Source organism: Tatumella morbirosei, from assembly GCF_000757425.2.
GTDB classification, from domain to species: Bacteria; Pseudomonadota; Gammaproteobacteria; order Enterobacterales; family Enterobacteriaceae; genus Tatumella; species Tatumella morbirosei.
In genome coordinates this window covers 397,381-414,978 of sequence record NZ_JPKR02000004.1, presented here as the reverse complement: position 1 = coordinate 414,978, position 17,598 = coordinate 397,381, and the positions used below count along the sequence as shown (strand labels likewise).

The 17,598-nt window shown below is 49.8% G+C and carries 18 protein-coding genes; 7 read left to right on the top strand and 11 right to left on the bottom strand.

Going from position 1 to position 17,598, the window contains the following annotated elements:
- Positions 1 to 14: 14 nt before the first annotated feature.
- The 3 genes from HA49_RS13205 to HA49_RS13195 are packed head-to-tail and all read left to right on the top strand — an operon-like array spanning position 15 to position 1,946.
- Positions 15 to 416 carry a VOC family protein gene (locus tag HA49_RS13205; RefSeq protein ID WP_038018238.1) on the top strand — a complete coding sequence of 134 codons (402 nt, stop codon included), beginning with the start codon at positions 15 to 17 and terminating at the stop codon, positions 414 to 416.
- 48 nt (positions 417 to 464) lie between these two features.
- Positions 465 to 953: a nuclear transport factor 2 family protein gene (locus tag HA49_RS13200; RefSeq protein WP_038018234.1), complete on the top strand. Its 489-nt coding sequence runs from the start codon at positions 465 to 467 to the stop codon at positions 951 to 953.
- 57 nt (positions 954 to 1,010) lie between these two features.
- A complete protein-coding gene (locus HA49_RS13195) occupies positions 1,011 to 1,946 on the top strand; it encodes a LysR family transcriptional regulator (RefSeq protein WP_038018231.1) in 936 nt (311 codons plus the stop codon).
- Between the two features lie 9 nt (positions 1,947 to 1,955).
- On the opposite strand, the gene HA49_RS13190 is transcribed toward HA49_RS13195, so the two are convergent.
- A complete protein-coding gene (locus HA49_RS13190) occupies positions 1,956 to 3,125 on the bottom strand; it encodes an MFS transporter (RefSeq protein WP_038018228.1) in 1,170 nt (389 codons plus the stop codon).
- A gap of 457 nt (positions 3,126 to 3,582) precedes the next feature.
- Here HA49_RS13190 and HA49_RS13185 point away from each other — a divergent pair, with 457 nt between their 5' ends.
- From HA49_RS13185 to HA49_RS13170, 4 genes are read left to right on the top strand one after another with little or no spacing between them, the layout of a single operon-like run.
- A complete protein-coding gene (locus HA49_RS13185) occupies positions 3,583 to 3,882 on the top strand; it encodes a PTS sugar transporter subunit IIB (protein ID WP_038018225.1) in 300 nt (99 codons plus the stop codon).
- 13 nt (positions 3,883 to 3,895) lie between these two features.
- Positions 3,896 to 5,182, top strand: coding sequence for a PTS sugar transporter subunit IIC (locus tag HA49_RS13180; protein ID WP_038018222.1), 1,287 nt, complete (start codon positions 3,896 to 3,898; stop codon positions 5,180 to 5,182).
- Between the two features lies 1 nt (position 5,183).
- Positions 5,184 to 5,522 carry a PTS lactose/cellobiose transporter subunit IIA gene (locus HA49_RS13175; protein ID WP_038018219.1) on the top strand — a complete coding sequence of 113 codons (339 nt, stop codon included), beginning with the start codon at positions 5,184 to 5,186 and terminating at the stop codon, positions 5,520 to 5,522.
- A complete protein-coding gene (locus tag HA49_RS13170) occupies positions 5,519 to 6,910 on the top strand; it encodes a 6-phospho-beta-glucosidase (RefSeq protein WP_038018216.1) in 1,392 nt (463 codons plus the stop codon). The genes HA49_RS13175 and HA49_RS13170 overlap by 4 nt, the downstream gene beginning before the upstream one ends.
- A gap of 362 nt (positions 6,911 to 7,272) precedes the next feature.
- Here HA49_RS13170 and rfbD read toward each other — a convergent pair whose 3' ends face one another.
- The 10 genes from rfbD to manA form a co-directional block, all read right to left on the bottom strand.
- Positions 7,273 to 8,184, bottom strand: a complete 912-nt coding sequence (gene rfbD, locus HA49_RS13165) for a dTDP-4-dehydrorhamnose reductase (RefSeq protein WP_046791830.1) — start codon at positions 8,182 to 8,184, stop codon at positions 7,273 to 7,275.
- Positions 8,185 to 8,715, bottom strand: a complete 531-nt coding sequence (gene rfbC / locus HA49_RS13160) for a dTDP-4-dehydrorhamnose 3,5-epimerase (protein WP_038018213.1) — start codon at positions 8,713 to 8,715, stop codon at positions 8,185 to 8,187.
- A 1-nt stretch (position 8,716) separates the two neighbouring features.
- Positions 8,717 to 9,586, bottom strand: coding sequence for a glucose-1-phosphate thymidylyltransferase RfbA (gene rfbA / locus HA49_RS13155; protein ID WP_038018210.1), 870 nt, complete (start codon positions 9,584 to 9,586; stop codon positions 8,717 to 8,719).
- Positions 9,587 to 9,623: 37 nt separating this feature from the next.
- Positions 9,624 to 10,667 carry a dTDP-glucose 4,6-dehydratase gene (gene rfbB / locus HA49_RS13150; protein ID WP_038018207.1) on the bottom strand — a complete coding sequence of 348 codons (1,044 nt, stop codon included), beginning with the start codon at positions 10,665 to 10,667 and terminating at the stop codon, positions 9,624 to 9,626.
- Between the two features lie 340 nt (positions 10,668 to 11,007).
- Entirely contained in the window at positions 11,008 to 12,174 is a 1,167-nt protein-coding gene (locus HA49_RS13145; protein ID WP_038018205.1) for a nucleotide sugar dehydrogenase, read from the bottom strand.
- 183 nt (positions 12,175 to 12,357) lie between these two features.
- The gene (locus tag HA49_RS13140) at positions 12,358 to 12,819 is read right to left on the bottom strand and encodes a DUF986 family protein (RefSeq protein WP_038018202.1); all 462 of its coding nucleotides are present in this window, start codon (positions 12,817 to 12,819) and stop codon (positions 12,358 to 12,360) included.
- 51 nt (positions 12,820 to 12,870) lie between these two features.
- The gene (locus tag HA49_RS13135; protein ID WP_038018198.1) at positions 12,871 to 13,719 is read right to left on the bottom strand and encodes a PTS mannose transporter subunit IID; all 849 of its coding nucleotides are present in this window, start codon (positions 13,717 to 13,719) and stop codon (positions 12,871 to 12,873) included.
- A 12-nt stretch (positions 13,720 to 13,731) separates the two neighbouring features.
- Positions 13,732 to 14,529, bottom strand: a complete 798-nt coding sequence (locus HA49_RS13130) for a PTS mannose/fructose/sorbose transporter subunit IIC (RefSeq protein ID WP_038018194.1) — start codon at positions 14,527 to 14,529, stop codon at positions 13,732 to 13,734.
- Positions 14,530 to 14,578: 49 nt separating this feature from the next.
- Positions 14,579 to 15,553, bottom strand: coding sequence for a PTS mannose transporter subunit IIAB (gene manX / locus HA49_RS13125; RefSeq protein WP_038018191.1), 975 nt, complete (start codon positions 15,551 to 15,553; stop codon positions 14,579 to 14,581).
- A 418-nt stretch (positions 15,554 to 15,971) separates the two neighbouring features.
- Complete coding sequence (manA, locus tag HA49_RS13120) at positions 15,972 to 17,147, bottom strand: mannose-6-phosphate isomerase (RefSeq protein ID WP_038018188.1); 1,176 nt, start codon at positions 17,145 to 17,147, stop codon at positions 15,972 to 15,974.
- Positions 17,148 to 17,598: the final 451 nt, after the last annotated feature.

Here is a 17,598-nt window from a genome sequence, read left to right as displayed (position 1 = left end):
TAAGGAATCCTCCGTTGCGAACACAGAAAAGATGTATGGGCTATGTGGCGATTGTGGTCGACGATTACGACCGCGCGATTGACTACTATACTCACAGCCTGGGTTTTACTCTGGTGGAAGATACTCCGCAACCCGGCAAACGCTGGGTGGTGGTGACCCCTAACCCGGACAGCGACTGCAATCTGCTGCTTGCCCGCGCGTCTGAGCCGCGACAAACCGAATTTATCGGGAACCAGTGTGGTGGCAGAGTGTTCCTGTTTCTGCAGACCGATGATTTCTGGCGTGACTACCATAAGATGTTAAAAGCCGGTGTTCAGTTTTGCGAAGACCCGCGCGAAGAAGAGTACGGCACCGTGGTGGTATTTGAAGATTTGTACGGTAACCGCTGGGATCTCTACCAGAATCGTCAGAGCTGAACCGGACACCGGCAGAGGCTCTTCTGTGAAATAAACGGAGATTAATTTATGAAGCATGCAGTTATCCTGGCAGTCAGTCTGTTCTGTTCGGCCGGCGCCCTGGCCGCCGCCAGTCAGCCCTTTCCACCGCCATCAGACAACAGCCCGGCACGGAACCTGCAACAGGAAAACCAGAATCTGAAGCTGGTTTACCAGTTCTATCAGGAATTTTTTAACCAGCACAATTTACAGGCGGCCGACCGTGACTTATCGCCGGGATATAAACAACATAATCCGCATGTTCCTGACGGGCGTGCCCCGTTTGTCAGTTATTTCGCCGGATATTTCAAGGCGAACCCGCAGGCCCATTCTGAAATCACCCAGTACGGCACCTACGGTGACCGGGTGTTCCTGCGGGTTCATTCGGTAAAAAATGCTGACGACCGTGGCCGTGCCATCGTCGATATCTTCCGGGTAGAACACGGCAAAATTGTCGAGCACTGGGACTCGGTCCAGGATGTGCCGGCGACCTCGGCCAACACTAACACCATGTTCTGAGCCACCTCTGCTCCTGCCCTGCCCCGTGTCAACGGGGCATTTTTGGTATTCTGAGTTATGCAAAAAATACACTGGCGTCAGATTGAGATCTTCCACGCCATCATGACCCGTGGCAACCTCACCCAGGCGGCCGAGTTCCTTCATACTTCTCAGCCGACCCTCAGCCGCGAACTGGCCCGTTTTGAACATCAACTGTCCGTCAGCCTGTTTAGCCGGGTACGTGGACGGCTGCAACCGACAGTACAAGGGTTACGACTGTTCGAAGAGGTCGAACGCAGTTGGTATGGTATGGAACGGATACGTGAAGTGGCCGAAGGATTAAGGGATTTTCACCAGGCAGAACTCTCGGTGGCCTGCCTGCCAGCCTTCTCCCAGTCTCTGCTACCGGCACTTTGCCAGCCGTTTCTGGAACTCTATCCGACGGTCAGTATGAATATTATTCCCCGGGAATCGCCGTTACTTGAGGAGTGGCTCTCTGCCCAGCGCTATGATCTGGGAATGACCGAAACCCACAGCGTACCCGCAGGTACCGAGCGGCTACCGCTACTGACCGTTGATGAAGTTTGTGTATTACCGGAGCAGCATCCGCTGGCCGCCAGACAACAACTGACGCCAGCCGATTTTGCCGGATTGCCGTTTATCAGCCTGTCTAAAGACGACAGTTACCGGCAGTTACTGGATAATCTGTTCCGCGAACAGCACGTCAGCCGGATGCTGCGCATGGAGACGCACAGTGCGGCATCGGTGTGTGCCATGGTGAAAGCGGGGGTTGGGGTATCGATTATTAATCCGCTGACGGCGCTGGATTACGCCGGGCGTGGGGTGGTCATGCGACGTTTTAGTATTAGTGTGCCGTTTACTGTCAGCCTGATCCGGCCATTACACCGGCCAGCATCCGCGCTGACCGGGGCATTTATTCGCCACCTGCAACAACAGGCCGGACAATTTGTCCGGCAGATTGAACATCAGCTACTGCCGGCTGGCGGTCGCTGACGCAAGTGGTTACTGCTGGCGCAGCTCCTGCGCCGGTGCATGCGACCCGCCACGGAAGATAAGCAGCGCAACCAGTAAGCCGACAACGGCCAGTGCTGCTGCGGTGACAGGCACAAAGGTCAGCCCCAGGCCACGGCCAATCACCAGTCCGCCCAGCCATGCCCCAATGGCATTCCCCAGGTTAAAGGCGGAAATGTTCAGGGTAGAGACCAGATGCGGGGCATCTTTACCATGGCGTACCACATTGATTTGCAACGCCGGTACGGTCGAGAACGTCGCCATCGACCAGATAAACAGCGTAATTTCAGCCAGCCAGATCTCGCTGCTGGTCCAGCGGAACACCAGCGAAAATACCGCAATCAGGGTGAAGCTTAACAACAGGCTGAAAGAGACTTTCCAGTCCGCCAGCCGTCCGCCCAGGATATTACCCAGCGTCAGGCCTGCCCCCATCAGGAACAGTGTCCAACTGACCCCTTTGTCACTGATTCCGGTCACCTGCAACAGTAGCGGCGCGATATAGCTGAACAAGGCAAACATCGCTGCGGCAAAGCACACGGTCATCAGAAGCGATAACCAGAGTTTGCCGTTGGCCAGCGCACTGATTTCGCTCATCAGGTCGACCGGTTTTTCTTCATGGTTAACCGGCAGGCTCAGCGCCAGCCCGATAAAGGCCAGCACCCCAATGCCGCCTACCGCCCAGAAGGTGGCACGCCAGCCATACAGCTGGCCGAACCAGGTTCCGAGAGGAACGCCCAGAACGTTAGCCAGCGTCAGCCCTGTAAACATCAGCGCTACGGCTGAGGCCTGACGATTAGGGGCCACCAGGCTGGCCGCGACCACAGAACCGATACCAAAAAAGGCGCCATGACAGAGCGCGGTCACGATTCTGGCCAGCATCAGCAGATGATAGTTGGGCGCCATTGCGCACATCAGATTACCGAGAATAAAAATCAGCATCAGCAGCAATAAGGTACGTTTACGGGGCAGACGCGCCGTGACCAACGCCATAATCGGCGCCCCTATCGCCACCCCCAGCGCATAGCCACTGATAAGCCAGCCGGCTGACGGGATGGAGACTTGCAGATTCCCTGCCACCTCGGGAAGTAATCCCATAATCACAAACTCAGTGGTTCCGATAGCAAACGCACTCAGTGCCAGTGCCAGTAGAGCTACGGGCATAAAGACTCCTGTAATAATTTTTAGAAACTACGATACCCGGCGACAGGTGCAGGTCCCCACCGGGTCAGACTGGATGATTGAATGTAACAGCACAGCTCACCTGTTAGTAAAGCACAGCTCAGCCGCGGGTCAAACTACTATGATTGCAATTCATAATTGCGCTAACCGCAAAAGTGAAAACTGAGCCTGCGGATACAGAGTGTTTCACGAATAAACAACAACACTGAAATATTTCACTGTTTATTCCGACAGCCGGAATTTCTTTAGTCAAAAATAAAAATAAATTAATGGTTCGGGTAAAAGTTATCACTCACCAGTCGGCCATAATAAAAATAAAAACAGTGGTTATATTTTCCACATGTGATTTTCCGCACACTATAAATTAATCAGAACCTGTATAAACCCGATAGCGCATTATTTTCATTCAGGATGAATTTCACGTACTCAGGGAATGAACATGAAAAATATACTGCTTTGTTGTGCCGCAGGAATGTCCACCAGCATGCTGGTGAGCCGGATGCAGAAATATGCCGCAGACCAGGCGATTGACGTAGAAATCAATGCCATAAGTATCAACGAATTAGACTCCCACCTTGCCAATATCGACTGTTGTCTGCTGGGACCCCAGGTTAAATATAAACTGGCCGAAGTGCAGCAAAAACTGGCGCCACTGAATATTCCGGTTGCCGTTATCGATATCCGGGATTATGGCATGATGCGCGGCGATAAAGTGCTGGAATCGGCGTTGGCAATGTAATCCCGGAGGAAATATGGATATTAACCGCATGTTTTCTTCGCTGGAGCAGGTAATGTTACCGGTTGCCGCCAAAATATCATCTCAGCGGCATATTATGGCCATCCGTGACGGGTTTATCGCGGTGATGCCATTTATGATTATCGGTTCCTTTATACTGATATTTGCTTACCCGCCCTTTTCTGAAGACAACCAGTTTTTTATTGCCCGCGGCTGGCTATATATAGCGGCCGAATACAAACAGCAGCTCCTCACCCCCTATAATATGACCATGGGGATTATGTCGGTGTATATCTGCCCGGCCATTAGTTACTGCCTGGCGCGGCACTACCGACTGGAGGGGCTGAATACCGCCTTGCTGGCACTGGTCGCCTTTTTACTGATCTGCTGCCCGCTGAACAATGGCACCATGGAGAGCAGCTATCTGGGCGGCTCCGGAATTTTCACCGCCATTATTGTCGCGGTGCTGGTCTGTGAACTGTCACGCGTCTTACACCAGAAAAACATCGGTATCCGCCTGCCTGAGCAGGTGCCGGATAATATCCGTAAATCATTTAATCAGTTAATTCCTTTATCACTGGTGCTGTTAATCCTGTTTCCGGTCAGCCTGGCCGTACAGTCACTTAGCGGCATGCTGATTCCGCAGGCCATTATGGCGCTGTTCAGCCCGTTATTATCCGCCTCAGACTCATTACCGGCGGTAATCATCGCGGTCATTATCTGCCACGTGCTGTGGTTTGCGGGGATTCATGGCGCGACCATTGTCAGCGGCTTCCTACAGGCATTCTGGCTGACGAATCTTGGGATTAACCAGAGCAAACTGGCCAGTGGCCTGCCGGCAGAACATATTTTTGTCGAACCCTTCTGGGCTTTCTTTATTACCCTCGGCGGTTCCGGGGCCACCCTCGGGCTGGTACTGCTGTACCTGCGCAGTAAATCTGCCCATCTGCGTTCTATCGGGAAAATCTCGCTGGTTCCCTCGCTGTTTAACATCAATGAGCCGGTGATCTTTGGTTCCCCGATAGTGATGAACACCTTGTTCTTTATCCCGTTTATCCTGACCCCGGTGGTGAATGCGGTACTGGCGTGGTTTGCGATTAAATATGGTCTGGTGGCGCATATTGTCTCACTGGCCCCCTGGACCTCGCCAGGCCCGATAGGTGCTGCCTGGGCGACCGGCTGGGATATTAATGCCGCACTGCTGGTATTGGTGCTGGTGTGCAGCTCGGCACTGATCTACTACCCGTTCTGCAAGCTTTATGAACGGAGTTTACTGGCCGAAGAACAAAACAGCGGAGTCTGATATGGATATCACCGAAGAAATGATGATCAACTTAATTCTGTGCGCCGGAGAGTCTAAATCCTTCGCCATGGAAGCGATTCAGGCGGCCCGTAGCGGCCAGTGGGAACAGGCCGCCGGTTGTCTGCAACAGTCTACCCTGGCGGCCCGGCAGTGTCATAACAGCCAGACCCAACTGATAGGCCTGGATGAAGGCTGCGGCAAAATACCGGTCAGCCTGATTATGGTACACGCTCAGGATCATATCATGAATGCCATGCTGTGCAGAGAAATGGCGGAAGAGATTGTCGCGCTGTATCAGAAATTCAATTCACTCACCTCACAGAGAAAGGAAGCCGAATGAAAATAGTCACTATCGGGGGCGGTTCAAGCTATACCCCGGAGCTGATAGAAGGATTTATTCTCCGCAAAGATAAATTACCGATCAAAGAGATCTGGCTGGTTGATATTGAGGAAGGCAAAGAGAAGTTACAAATTGTCGGCGACATGGCCCGACGGATGATTGAATCTGCCGGACTCCCCTGGCAGGTACGTTTGACGTTAGACCGCAAAGCCGCACTGAAAGATGCCGATTTTGTCACCACACAGTTCCGCGTTGGATTACTGGAAGCCCGGCTGAAAGATGAGTGTATTCCTTTAGCCCATGGTTACCTGGGTCAGGAAACCAATGGCGCAGGCGGAATTATGAAAGCACTGCGTACCATTCCGGTCATCCTCGATATTATTAAAGATATGCGCCAGCAATGTCCAAATGCCTGGCTGGTTAACTTCACTAACCCGGCAGGAATGGTCACCGAAGCGGCTATCCGTTACGGTCAGTGGGAGAAAACTATCGGCCTGTGTAATGTGCCGTTCAGCCATATTGAGCAGGCAAAGACGCTGCTGGACCAACCGGAACAGTCATTGTTCTTTAAATTTGCCGGGCTGAATCACTTCCACTGGCATCGCGTGTGGGATAAACAGGGAACGGAGCGAACCGCCGGCCTGCTGGAAGCGATTTATGCACAACAACAGCAAAACGAAGGCCTGACCAATATTCATCAGATTCCGTTTAATGTTGAGCAGGTTCGCCATCTCGGTCTGCTGCCCTGCGGTTACCATCGCTATTATTATCTGGAACAACAGATGCTGGGGCATGCGGTTGAAGATTTCGAAAACTACGCCACCCGCGCCGAAGTGGTCAAAGCCACCGAAAGTCGTCTGTTTGAAATGTATAAAAATCCGGACCTGAAAGAAAAACCGCCGGAACTGGCGCAGCGTGGTGGTGCTCATTACAGTGATGCGGCCTGTGACCTGATTGAATCAATTTACAACGACAGCCGGAAACTGATGGTGGTCAGCACCCGTAATAACGGTGCGCTGGCTGACCTGCCTTATGACTGTATCGCAGAAGTCTCTGCCTATATTACCTCGCATGGTGCCGAGCCTCTGACATGGGGAACCCTGCCCCCTGCCGCACGCGGCATGGTACAACTGATGAAAGCTATGGAGCAGACGGTGATTGAAGCCGCGGTGACGGGTGACTACGGCGCGGCTCTGCATGCTTTCACCATCAATCCACTCATTCGTGCCGGAGATACCGCCCGCCAGGTACTGGACCAGTTGTTATACGCTCATAAAAAATATCTGCCGCAATTCAGCGATGCAATCGCCCGCATAGAAGCGACTCAGTCGGCAGATACCCGGTTTGTTGATGAATTACTGGCCGACCGTAAGAACCATCAGCAATAAGCAGCCCGTCTGCGCAAGACTTCATGGTGTCCTGTTAAGTCAGGAAAGCAGTGGCAGTAAGAAGTAGAAGAAGAAGTAGAAGAAGTAGTAGAAGAAGAAGTAACAAGTAAGTAGTAAGTAGTAAGAAGTAAGAAGTAAGAAATAAGAAGTAAGTAGTAGGTAATCACTTATCAGCGATCCCGCTGTTAAGCAAAACATGTCTTATGACTTCATATCTAAGCAGTGACTCCCTGAAGGGGTGTCAGTACTGGCAAGGATGCCAGAGGGCACCCCGGATGCTGCAGTATAACAGGGAGTAAAGTAAGGCCCCGCAGCACGTAACGTAGCAATACGCCTGCGACGGGGCCTTCTTTCACGACAACTTAATCGCTGCCGAACAGATCGCGGGTATAGACTTTATCGCTAACATCTTTCAGTTCTTCGACCAGACGGTTAATAATCCAGTCAACCGATGGTTTCCAGTCCGATAAATCTAAATACTGGCTTATCTTTTGACAGTCCAGACTGGTGTTTTTTGGCCTGGCCGCAACGCTGTTATACTCAGCCGTTTTAATGGCATTCAGTTCTGGTTTCACGGCCAGATATCCCTGAACAAAAGCCTGATCAATAATACATTCAGCAAACTGATACCAGCTAACGGGTGGATAATTGCAAAAATTAAATGTCCCCCCCGATATTACTGATTGTGATAAAACTATTATCGCTTTAGCCAAATCACCTGCATACGTTGGACAACCAAACTGATCCGACACGACATTTACAGAGTTTCTTTCACCGGAGACACGCAAAATAGTGCGCAGGAAATTCCCTTCAAACTCGCTAAACACCCAACTGGTGCGAATTATCAAAGCCCCGGGCAATATTTGTTTAAGAATTTCTTCTCCGGCCAGCTTAGTTGCCCCATATGTATTGACAGGGTTTGGTAAAACACATTCGCTGTAGCCTGACTCAGCCAGGCCATCAAAAATATAGTCAGTCGAAATATGGATTAATTTTGCTCCGGCCGCTTTCGCTGCCAGGGCCAGATTCCTGACGCCCTGATGGTTAACAGCGTCAGCCAGATGAGGCTCACACTCTGCCCTATCCACAGCCGTATAAGCTGCCGCATTAATAATATAATCCGGGCAAAGTTCACTGATAAAAATATCAACTGCAGAAAGATCGCTAATGTCTAACTCATCTCTCCCGGTGACTGTGACTTGCCATTCCTGTGGACTTTCTCTTTGCAGATATTTTCCAAGTTGACCATTTCCGCCGCAAAGAAGAACTTTCATTTATATATTCTTCAGCAATACTCCTTGCTGGTCCTTTTCAGAAAGAAAAGGGGAATCTGTTTGCCATATAATTCCCACATCAGGATCATTCCATAATAAGCTCATTTGATAGTTGGCTTCATATTCCGCAGTGCATTTATACTCTACATCGGCACTTTCTGACAGAACCAAAAACCCATGAGCCAGTCCCGGAGGAACCCATAACTGGAATTTATTAGTCTCAGATAAGTTCGCACTTACCCACTTCCCATAAGTTAAAGAATCTTTTCGTATATCAACAACCACATCATAAATTTCACCCTGTACAGCTCTGACTAATTTACCCTGAGGATTTTTCTTCTGAAAATGCATCCCCCTCAGAACTCCCCTGGCAGAACGGGAGTGATTATCCTGTACAAAATCAAAATTAATATTCAGGGCCTGCTGATAACGTTTTTTTTGAAAAGTCTCTAAGAAAAAACCCCGATTATCGTCATAAACAGACGGCTGGATGATTTTAACATCCGGGATTAACGTATCCTGTATCTTCATATCAAAAACCAGCAATAAGCTGTCCGAGATATTGCCCGTAGCCCGTTTTATCCAGTCTTTTGGCTTGTTCCGCAACCTGTTCTTTGCTTAACCAGCCATTTCTGAAGGCAATCTCCTCAAGGCATGCCACTTTAAAACCCTGCCGTTCTTCTATCGTGTGAATAAACTGAGATGCATCAAGAAGACTCTCGTGAGTCCCCGTATCCAGCCATGCAAAACCACGTCCCAGACGTTCGACATTTAGCTGACCGGCCTCAAGATACATTTGATTAATCGAGGTTATCTCAAGTTCGCCACGCGCAGATGGCTTAACACGTTTCGCCATTTCAACGACCTGCTCATCATAAAAATAGAGACCGGTCACCGCCCAGTTAGATTTTGGTAATAACGGCTTTTCTTCCAGGGAAAGGGCTTTGGTATTTTCGTCTATTTCAACCACGCCATAGCGTTGCGGATCTTTTACCTGGTAGCCAAACACTGTCGCCCCTGAAGTGCGCTGAGCGACATCTGATAACTTACTGCCAAATCCCTGACCAAAAAAAACATTATCGCCTAACACTAATGCGGAAGGCTGGCCCTGTACAAATTCCTCACCAATTAAATACGCATCTGCCAGACCCGCCGGAACTGACTGGATCTGATAACTGAAATTAACCCCAAAAGCCGTCCCGTCACCCAACAAACGTTTGAAAGAGGAATTATCCTCCGGCGTAGTGATGATTAAAATATCACGGATACCTGAAAGCATAAGGACCGATATTGGATAGTAGATCATCGGTTTGTCATAGACCGGCAGCAACTGTTTAGAGACCCCCTGGGTTATGGGATACAGACGAGATCCGGTTCCACCTGCTAACACTATTCCTTTCATTAGTTCTCCTGTGTTCATCATTATCCGCCCCGGGACTTCAGGCTTCAGACATTTGGTCTCTTACCGCCTGCCACCAGTCCGTATGTTCAAGATACCATTGTACGGTTTTACGTAATCCGCTACTAAAAGTCTCCTGAGCCTCCCAGCCCAGCTCAGATTTAATTTTAGTCGCATCTATCGCATAACGTTTGTCATGACCGGGTCTGTCAGTAACATAAGTAATCAACTCCCGATAATGTGACACCCCTTGCGGTTTAACCGGATGTAACTCTTCAAGCAGATCACAAATACGGGTCACAACGTCGATGTTGGTATGTTCGTTGTTACCACCGATGTTGTAGGTTTCTCCTGGCTTCCCGTGGGTTATGACCTGATACAGAGCGCGGGCATGGTCATCGACATACAACCAGTCACGGATCTGTTTACCATCGCCGTAAACAGGAATAGTTTTTCCTTCCAGGGCATTCAGGATAGTCAAAGGAATCAGTTTTTCCGGATAATGATAGGGACCGTAGTTGTTTGAGCAATTGGTCACAATCGCCGGAAGGCCATAGGTTCTGTGCCATGCCCGCACCAGATGGTCACTGGCAGCCTTTGAGGCCGAATAGGGGCTACTGGGTGCATATGGAGTGTCTTCCCGAAAGAAATCCGTTGGATTATCCAGATCTCCGTATACCTCATCGGTAGAGATATGATGAAACAGAAAATTGCTTCGACTCCCCTGCCCCCGTTGATTCAACAGGCACCTGGCAGCTTCCAGCAAATTATAGGTACCGACAATATTGGTATTAATGAATGTTGCAGGACCATCAATAGACCGGTCTACATGACTTTCTGCGGCCAGATGCATTATCACATCAGGCTGCACCTTTAGTATCAGCGCCTCTATGCCTTTTCTGTCACAGATATCAAGACGTTCAAACCGAAATCTTTCGTTGCCAGCGATTTCAGATAATGAGGACAGATGGCCTGCATAAGTCAGATTATCAATGACAATTATCTCATCAGAAGTGTGCCTGATAAGGTATCTTACCACTGCGGAACCGATGAATCCGGCACCACCAGTTACCACAATTTTCATAGTTAGCCATCCGTCCACAACAGCATAGGGCTGATCAATTTTCTCACCACCGGTCACTTTCAATAGTGACAGTTGATCGCAGGCATGCGATCAACTGTTATTGTCCCACACTTTTAATCAGTCGTATCATTTCTGATCGACGCACCTGAATACGACTACGCTGATTTTCGGAAACAGAGATAGTGTAGACATAGTCTGACGTGAGCAATCATCAGAAAAGACAGTATTTTCTGGCCAGATCACTAAATAGTTGAATTTATGTTCTTCGCGGAGAGATTTACTCAGAATATCGGGAAACCCCACAACAGATCACTGCGGCGGGGCTTTCTTTCACAAAAACTTAATCGCTGCCGAACAGATCGCGGGTATAGACTTTATCACTGACATCTTTTAGTTCGTCGACCAGACGGTTGGCAATAATCACATCGCACTGCTGTTTCAGCTCATTCACATCATGAGTCACCGGCGAATTAAAGAACAGCGGTTCATTCAGCACCGGTTCATAGACCATCACCTCTACGCCTTTAGATTTCAGGCGCTTCATAATGCCCTGCACCGCCGAGGCACGGAAATTATCTGAACCGGCCTTCATCACCAACCGATAGATACCCACTTTTTTCGGTTTACGCTTTAAAATACTGTCGGCGATAAAATCTTTACGGGTACGGTTTGCATCAACAATCGCACTGATAATGTTGTTTGGCACATTGTGATAGTTAGCCAGCAACTGTTTGGTATCTTTCGGCAGGCAGTAACCGCCATAGCCAAAAGACGGATTGTTGTAATGGCTGCCGATACGCGGATCCAGACCGATACCTTCGATGATTTGACGGCTGTTCAGGCCGTGGTGCTCGGCATAGCTGTCCAGCTCATTAAAGTAGGAAATGCGCAGCGCCAGATAAGTATTGGCAAACAGTTTAATCGCTTCGGCTTCCGTATCATCGGTAAACAGTACCGCAATATCTTCTTTCTCTGCACCTTCCACCAGCAGCTCGGCAAAGCGTTTTCCGGCAGGGGTCTGGCTGCCAACCACGATACGGGACGGGTACAGGTTGTCGTACAACGCACGACCTTCGCGCAGAAACTCAGGCGAGAATATAATATTGCCTACCCCAAGACGCTGTTTCAGATCGCGGGTAAAACCCACCGGGATAGTCGACTTAATCACGATGGTTGCCTGCGGGTTAATCGCCAGCACATCGTTAATCACCGACTCAACGCTTTTGGTATTAAAGTAGTTATTGACCGGATCATAATCGGTTGGCGTGGCGACAATCACATAATCGGCGCCGGCATACGCCTGCTGCTTATCTGTGGTGGCGGTAAAGTTCAGCTGTCTGGTCGCCAGATAATGTTCGATTTCGGTATCAACAATCGGAGAGATACCGTTATTCAGTTTATCTACTTTGGCCTGGTCGATGTCTAATGCGACCACTTCATTATGTTGTGCCAGCAGAATACCATTAGAAAGCCCGACATAGCCGGTACCGGCAATAGCAATTTTCATAGTACATACGTCCATTGAGTAAGCGTAAAACTGCCAGACTCTGCGATGCTCAGGCAGAGCGGAATAATGAAGGCTATTGTGCCGTTGCCGGCGATAACAACCAAACAAATTATGAGATTTTTTGCGCTTTTAGGAATCAGGAGGAATGGGGTCTGGGTAATAAAGGACAGTAAAACACGGCTTTCAGCCGTGTGTTGCCACCATAGTGCGGTAAATTTGTTCAAGATCATCAATGTTTCGTACGCGGATCAGCAGATTACGTGATTCGAGACCAATGACTAACACCCCGTCCTCTGACAGATTCATTTTCTGAATCCGCGAGTAAGGAATAAACAACGAAGAGTACCAGAATCCCCCGGGTTTAAATAACAACATCGGCCGGCGTAGCCAGACAAGGTAGACACCCGCCAGCAGCAGAACCGACAACAACCAGTTGGTCAGGGCTGACCCCTGGTTATGGATATTGTTGTAGAGCAATATCGCGACCAGCCCGATAAAAATGGCCCCGTCAATCCGCTTGCCGCGTAATAACCCCACCTTCAGCGTTGTCGGCCCTTTCAGCCAGCCGGTCACCACTTCATCAAACAGTAACCAGCCCATCAGGCAGACCACAAACAGCAACAGAACCACCTCGGTCAGCGACATAAGCACTCCAAAACATAGCGGGGGCTGACCGCCCCCGCTTAAACACTAAGATTACAGACCCAGCAAACCTATCGCATAACCTACAATACCGATGACAAAGAAACCAATAATGATCCACAGCGCATTCACTTTCTTACGCAGCAGCCACATACAGGCGAAGGTTAGCAATAACGGCACCAGACCTGGCATCAACTGGTCGAGAATCGTCTGCACGGTGGTGACATGTTCAGCACCGTTCTGATCCCGGATAGTTGACACCACCAACGGAATATTGACGTGGGTCCATTTGTTAACCAAAGCCCCCATGACAAATAAGCCGAGAATCGACGCCCCTTCCGTCATTTTTTGCAGGAAGCCACCGCCCATATCTTTGACGATATCAATCCCTTTACGGTATCCGTAAGCCACGCCGTAATAGCGGGTGAGCAGGCGCACAATATTAAACAGCACAAAGAACAGTAAAGGTCCGAGCAGGCTGCCACTCATCGCAATCCCTGCCCCGAGAGCGGCAAATACCGGACGAACCGTTCCCCAGTAAATCGGGTCACCGACCCCGGCCAGTGGGCCCATCAGACCGACTTTGATACCGTTTATCGCCGCATCATCGATTTCCGCGCCGTTGGCACGTTTTTCTTCCATCGCCAGTGTTACGCCCAGTACCGGCGCCGCCACATAAGGATGGGTGTTAAAGAATTCCAGATGACGCTTGATAGCCTGACGACGGGCATCGTTATTTTCCGGGTACAACCGGCGGATAGCCGGAACCATCGAAAAACAGAACCCCAGCGCCTGCATACGTTCAAAGTTCCATGACCCCTGAAACAGGTTTGAACGGATAAAGACACCACGAATATCGCCGGGGGTGAGTTTTTTCTCTGTAGGACGAGCTGTATCAACCATTTCTCTCACCTCTTAATCTAATTCGTTATCAAGGTCGTTGTTTGTTGCCGCCGACACCGGTGCCGCAGAACGGTTATATTTAGGGCTGAGCTGGATATACAGCACCGCCATGACCGCCCCGATAACACCCAGCGCCACCAGGTTGAAATTGGTGAAGGCTGCGGTCACAAAACCCAGGTAAAAGAAAGGCATCAGATAGCCGGCACGCATCATATTAATGACCATGGCGTAACCGACCACAACTATCATGCCGCCCGCAATGTTCAGGCCGTTAGTGACGACTTCCGGAATGGAGCTGAGCATAGACTGCACTTCGCTGGTACCGACCGAAATAGCCACAATGACCGCAGGAATAGCAATACGCATCGCCTGCAGCAGTAATGCCGAAACGTGTATCCACGAGAGTGCCGTCAGGTTACCGTTATTCGCCGCCTTATCGGCCGCATGCTGGAAGCCGACGGTGATGGTACGAACAATAATGGTTAATACCTGGCCGGCCGCCGCCAGAGGAATGGCCAGCGCGATACCGGCACCGATACCCTGATGCCCGGCAATAACCAGGATGGTGGATATAATTGACGCCAGGGCAGCATCCGGGGCCACCGCGGCACCGATATTCATCCAGCCCAAAGCAATCATTTCTAAGGTACCGCCGATAATAATCCCGGTTTTCATATCACCAAGCACTATACCGACTAAGGTACAGGCCACCAGAGGACGGTGAAACTGAAACTCATCAAGTATCGACTCCATGCCGGAAATACAGGCAACGATGAATATCAGTACAATCTGAAGGGTCGTTATCTCCATTGTACTTCTCCTGTGAGGTTAAACTGATAATGCGACACCGCGGCCAGGGCTACTGGCTCACTTTGCCGATAAGATCCATCATTTTGAGTTTCTGATCGCTTGAGACTTTCCGGACTTCCAGCTCAATGCCCCGGGCATTAAGTTTTTTGAACGCCTCGATATCTTTCTGGTCAACAGAAACGGCATTATTCACCTGGGTTTTACCCTGACGGAACGCCATACCCCCAATATTCACGCTGGTGATTTTCACTCCCCCTTCGACCACCCGTTCCACATCCGTTGGATTGGTAAACAGCAGCATAACCCGCTGGCCGGCATATTTAGGGTTGTTATACACCCGCAGCATCTTGGCGATATCCACGACATGAGCCGTCACTCCGGGAGGAGCCACCTGAGTCAGCAATGTTTTACGCACCTGATCAGCCGCCACTTCATCGCTGACCACAATAATACGTGTCACATTGGTTTCCTTGGTCCAGCGGGTCGCCACCTGACCATGAATCAGACGGTCATCGATACGCGCCAGGCCGATGACCATATAATCACTGGCGGACATAGGTTTAGCCGGGGCGGCCACGGCAGGTTTGGCGGGTTGAGGTGCCGCCACAGGGGCTGCGGCTTCTTCCGGCTGATGCTTCAGGGCCCGGACACCTTCGCGACCGGTTTCCAGTGCCAGTGCGACCAGTTCGGCAAAGGTCGGGTTATCGTCTCTTGCCATAAAGGTTTCGACCAGCATAGGGACGTTAACCCCGGCAATGACTTCATAATTTTCTTTATCCACCACAATGCGGCTGGCGGCATTAAACGGGCTGCCCCCCCAGGTATCCACCAGGAACAGCACACCTTCACTGGTATCGAGTTCAGTTAACCTCGCAGTATATTTTTCAATTAACGTGTCAGCATTCTCGCCGGGAACAAAGTCAATCCAGCCGACGTTTCCCTGTTCACCTAATAGCATTTCTGAGGTTTTCAGCAGTTGTTCTGCCGCCCAACCATGAGTACCAATCACAATAGCAATAGTCACTTGCTACCTCCCGTTGAACTACATCTTTCTCAAAGGTCCCGCACCTGCCATTGTTATGATAAAAAAGCCACGCAGGTGTCAGGAAAGTGTATTCATTCACGGAGTTATTTTATTCTCTAAAAAAAATAAAATATGTGATGAAGCGCAGTAAATTGAGGGATTAAATCGACCTTATCTGATAGCTGACATTATTAAAACTAATATATTTCACCAGGGTGACATATTGATAACAACGCGGTTAAACCGGTGTAACTCAGATTTTTCCAGTGTCAGCCTGATGAAAATAAAAATATTAAATTCAATTATCGTAATGATTTACCGGGAGAAATCTTTAAGATGATTAAAAAAATAAAAACAAACTTGATAAAGATCACAAAAAATAGCGGGCAGAGTTTTCTCTGCCGCCAGCAAAAACAATTCAGTTAATATCACAGAAAGAACCGGCCAGCCTGCCCTGGCCACTGACCGTTAAAGGCCCTTCATTCGCCGGGATGAACGCCGACTCCCCGGGCCGCAGGGTCAGTTGCTGGCCGGAACACTCACAACGGGCCGTACCTTCCAGACACAAAATGATCCGTGGACCCGGCCATGACAGCGCCTGTGCCGTGGGCTGCAACTGATGTACAGCAAAGCTAAAGTCATCCACCGGCACCGGAAAACTAATTTCATGCTGCGAAACAACTGGCTGAGTCAGTAACTGTTCCGCCGGGTGGCTGACAAATTCAACATTGTCCAGCAGCTCGGGGATATCAATATGCTTAGCGGTCAGCCCTGCGCGCAGCACATTATTAGAATTCGCCATAATCTCCAGCCCGCTGCCCTGCAAATAAGCATGCGGGGTTTTGGCAAACAGAAACATCGCCTGGCCCGGTTGCAACACCACCACGTTAAGCAGCAATGGCATAAACTGCCCCATATCCCCCGGATAACTGTGCTGCAGGCTGCGTACGGTCTGCCAGGTCTCTCCCGGTAAGCCGGCACTGACCTCTGCCAGCCATTTCAGCGCCAGCGCAGCCTCATCCCCCTGCAAGGAGAGCAATACGGCAAAAAGTGCTTTTAACCCGGCCATCTCTGGCCTGGCGACAAAAGCGCCAATTTGCGGATGTGCACCGACAAGCGGCTCCAGTAATCCGGCAATCTGTTGCGGCGGGCGAAAACCATTCATCGCCCTGAACGGTGTCAGGGCATACACCAGTTCAGGTTTATGGTTGTTATCTTTATAGTTGCGTAGCGGTGAGCTTAACGGAATACCGGCCTGATTTTCGCGCTGAAAACCCTGCTCTGCGGCCTGCTTATCCGGATGCACCTGTACTGACAGAGGGCCGGCCGCACATAACACTTTGAATAAATAAGGCAGCCCGGAAAAGCGGCGGGCCACTTTCTCACCGAGTAACTGTTGGGGTTGTTGACGAATTAACTCCGCCAGGCTCACAGGCTGGCCTGCCACAACTACCCGGGAGGGGGCATCCGGATGTGCGCCCATCCATAATTCGGCCATAGGCAGATTTTCAGGATTTTCAATACCGTACAATTCGGTTAATGTGGTTTTACTGCCCCAGTCATAATGCTGAATGGTATTAATTAATTTATCCATCACTGTTCCTTGTTGCATCTGCCCGTTCGGATTCCGGTAAAAATATAAAACATTAATTACGGCAAACCGTTAGTTAACCTACAGCAACCAACAAACATGAGATCTGGCGCAAATATTTATTAAATAAATACCATCAGGGCACTTATTGCAAAAGAGACCCGCCCCAAACCACAGGTAAATCATCTGAAAAAAGTGACCGGTAAAATAAAACCAGCAATAATCAGATTTTTCTAAACAGACCATCCATTGGCAAAAGTATTCGCAAATGAATTAAGGAGTAAAGTAATAAACTGTGACAGATTAATGAGTTGGATACAGGAAACCGGCGGATTAAGGATGGCAGGAACAATAATCTTCGCACAGCACAACAAATGAATAAACCAAGGAACTGGCTGGAAAGGCGGGGAAAGAGATAACCACTGACCGGCCTGCCCCACAGGGACAGACCGCG

Excerpts from the sequence above, each read along its gene's own strand:
- rfbB (WP_038018207.1), bottom strand. The coding sequence starts at position 10,667 with ATGAAAATTGTGGTAACTGGTGGTGCCGGATTCATCGGTTCCGCAGTG.
- HA49_RS13135 (WP_038018198.1), bottom strand. The coding sequence starts at position 13,719 with ATGGTTGATACAGCTCGTCCTACAGAGAAAAAACTCACCCCCGGCGAT.
- HA49_RS13185 (WP_038018225.1), top strand. The coding sequence starts at position 3,583 with ATGAAAAATATACTGCTTTGTTGTGCCGCAGGAATGTCCACCAGCATG.
- rfbA (WP_038018210.1), bottom strand. The coding sequence starts at position 9,586 with ATGAAAGGAATAGTGTTAGCAGGTGGAACCGGATCTCGTCTGTATCCC.
- HA49_RS13140 (WP_038018202.1), bottom strand. The coding sequence starts at position 12,819 with ATGTCGCTGACCGAGGTGGTTCTGTTGCTGTTTGTGGTCTGCCTGATG.
- HA49_RS13195 (WP_038018231.1), top strand. The coding sequence starts at position 1,011 with ATGCAAAAAATACACTGGCGTCAGATTGAGATCTTCCACGCCATCATG.
- HA49_RS13190 (WP_038018228.1), bottom strand. The coding sequence starts at position 3,125 with ATGCCCGTAGCTCTACTGGCACTGGCACTGAGTGCGTTTGCTATCGGA.
- HA49_RS13180 (WP_038018222.1), top strand. The coding sequence starts at position 3,896 with ATGGATATTAACCGCATGTTTTCTTCGCTGGAGCAGGTAATGTTACCG.
- HA49_RS13130 (WP_038018194.1), bottom strand. The coding sequence starts at position 14,529 with ATGGAGATAACGACCCTTCAGATTGTACTGATATTCATCGTTGCCTGT.
- rfbD (WP_046791830.1), bottom strand. The coding sequence starts at position 8,184 with ATGAAAGTTCTTCTTTGCGGCGGAAATGGTCAACTTGGAAAATATCTG.
- HA49_RS13170 (WP_038018216.1), top strand. The coding sequence starts at position 5,519 with ATGAAAATAGTCACTATCGGGGGCGGTTCAAGCTATACCCCGGAGCTG.
- HA49_RS13200 (WP_038018234.1), top strand. The coding sequence starts at position 465 with ATGAAGCATGCAGTTATCCTGGCAGTCAGTCTGTTCTGTTCGGCCGGC.
- rfbC (WP_038018213.1), bottom strand. The coding sequence starts at position 8,715 with ATGAAGATACAGGATACGTTAATCCCGGATGTTAAAATCATCCAGCCG.
- manA (WP_038018188.1), bottom strand. The coding sequence starts at position 17,147 with ATGGATAAATTAATTAATACCATTCAGCATTATGACTGGGGCAGTAAA.
- HA49_RS13175 (WP_038018219.1), top strand. The coding sequence starts at position 5,184 with ATGGATATCACCGAAGAAATGATGATCAACTTAATTCTGTGCGCCGGA.
- HA49_RS13145 (WP_038018205.1), bottom strand. The coding sequence starts at position 12,174 with ATGAAAATTGCTATTGCCGGTACCGGCTATGTCGGGCTTTCTAATGGT.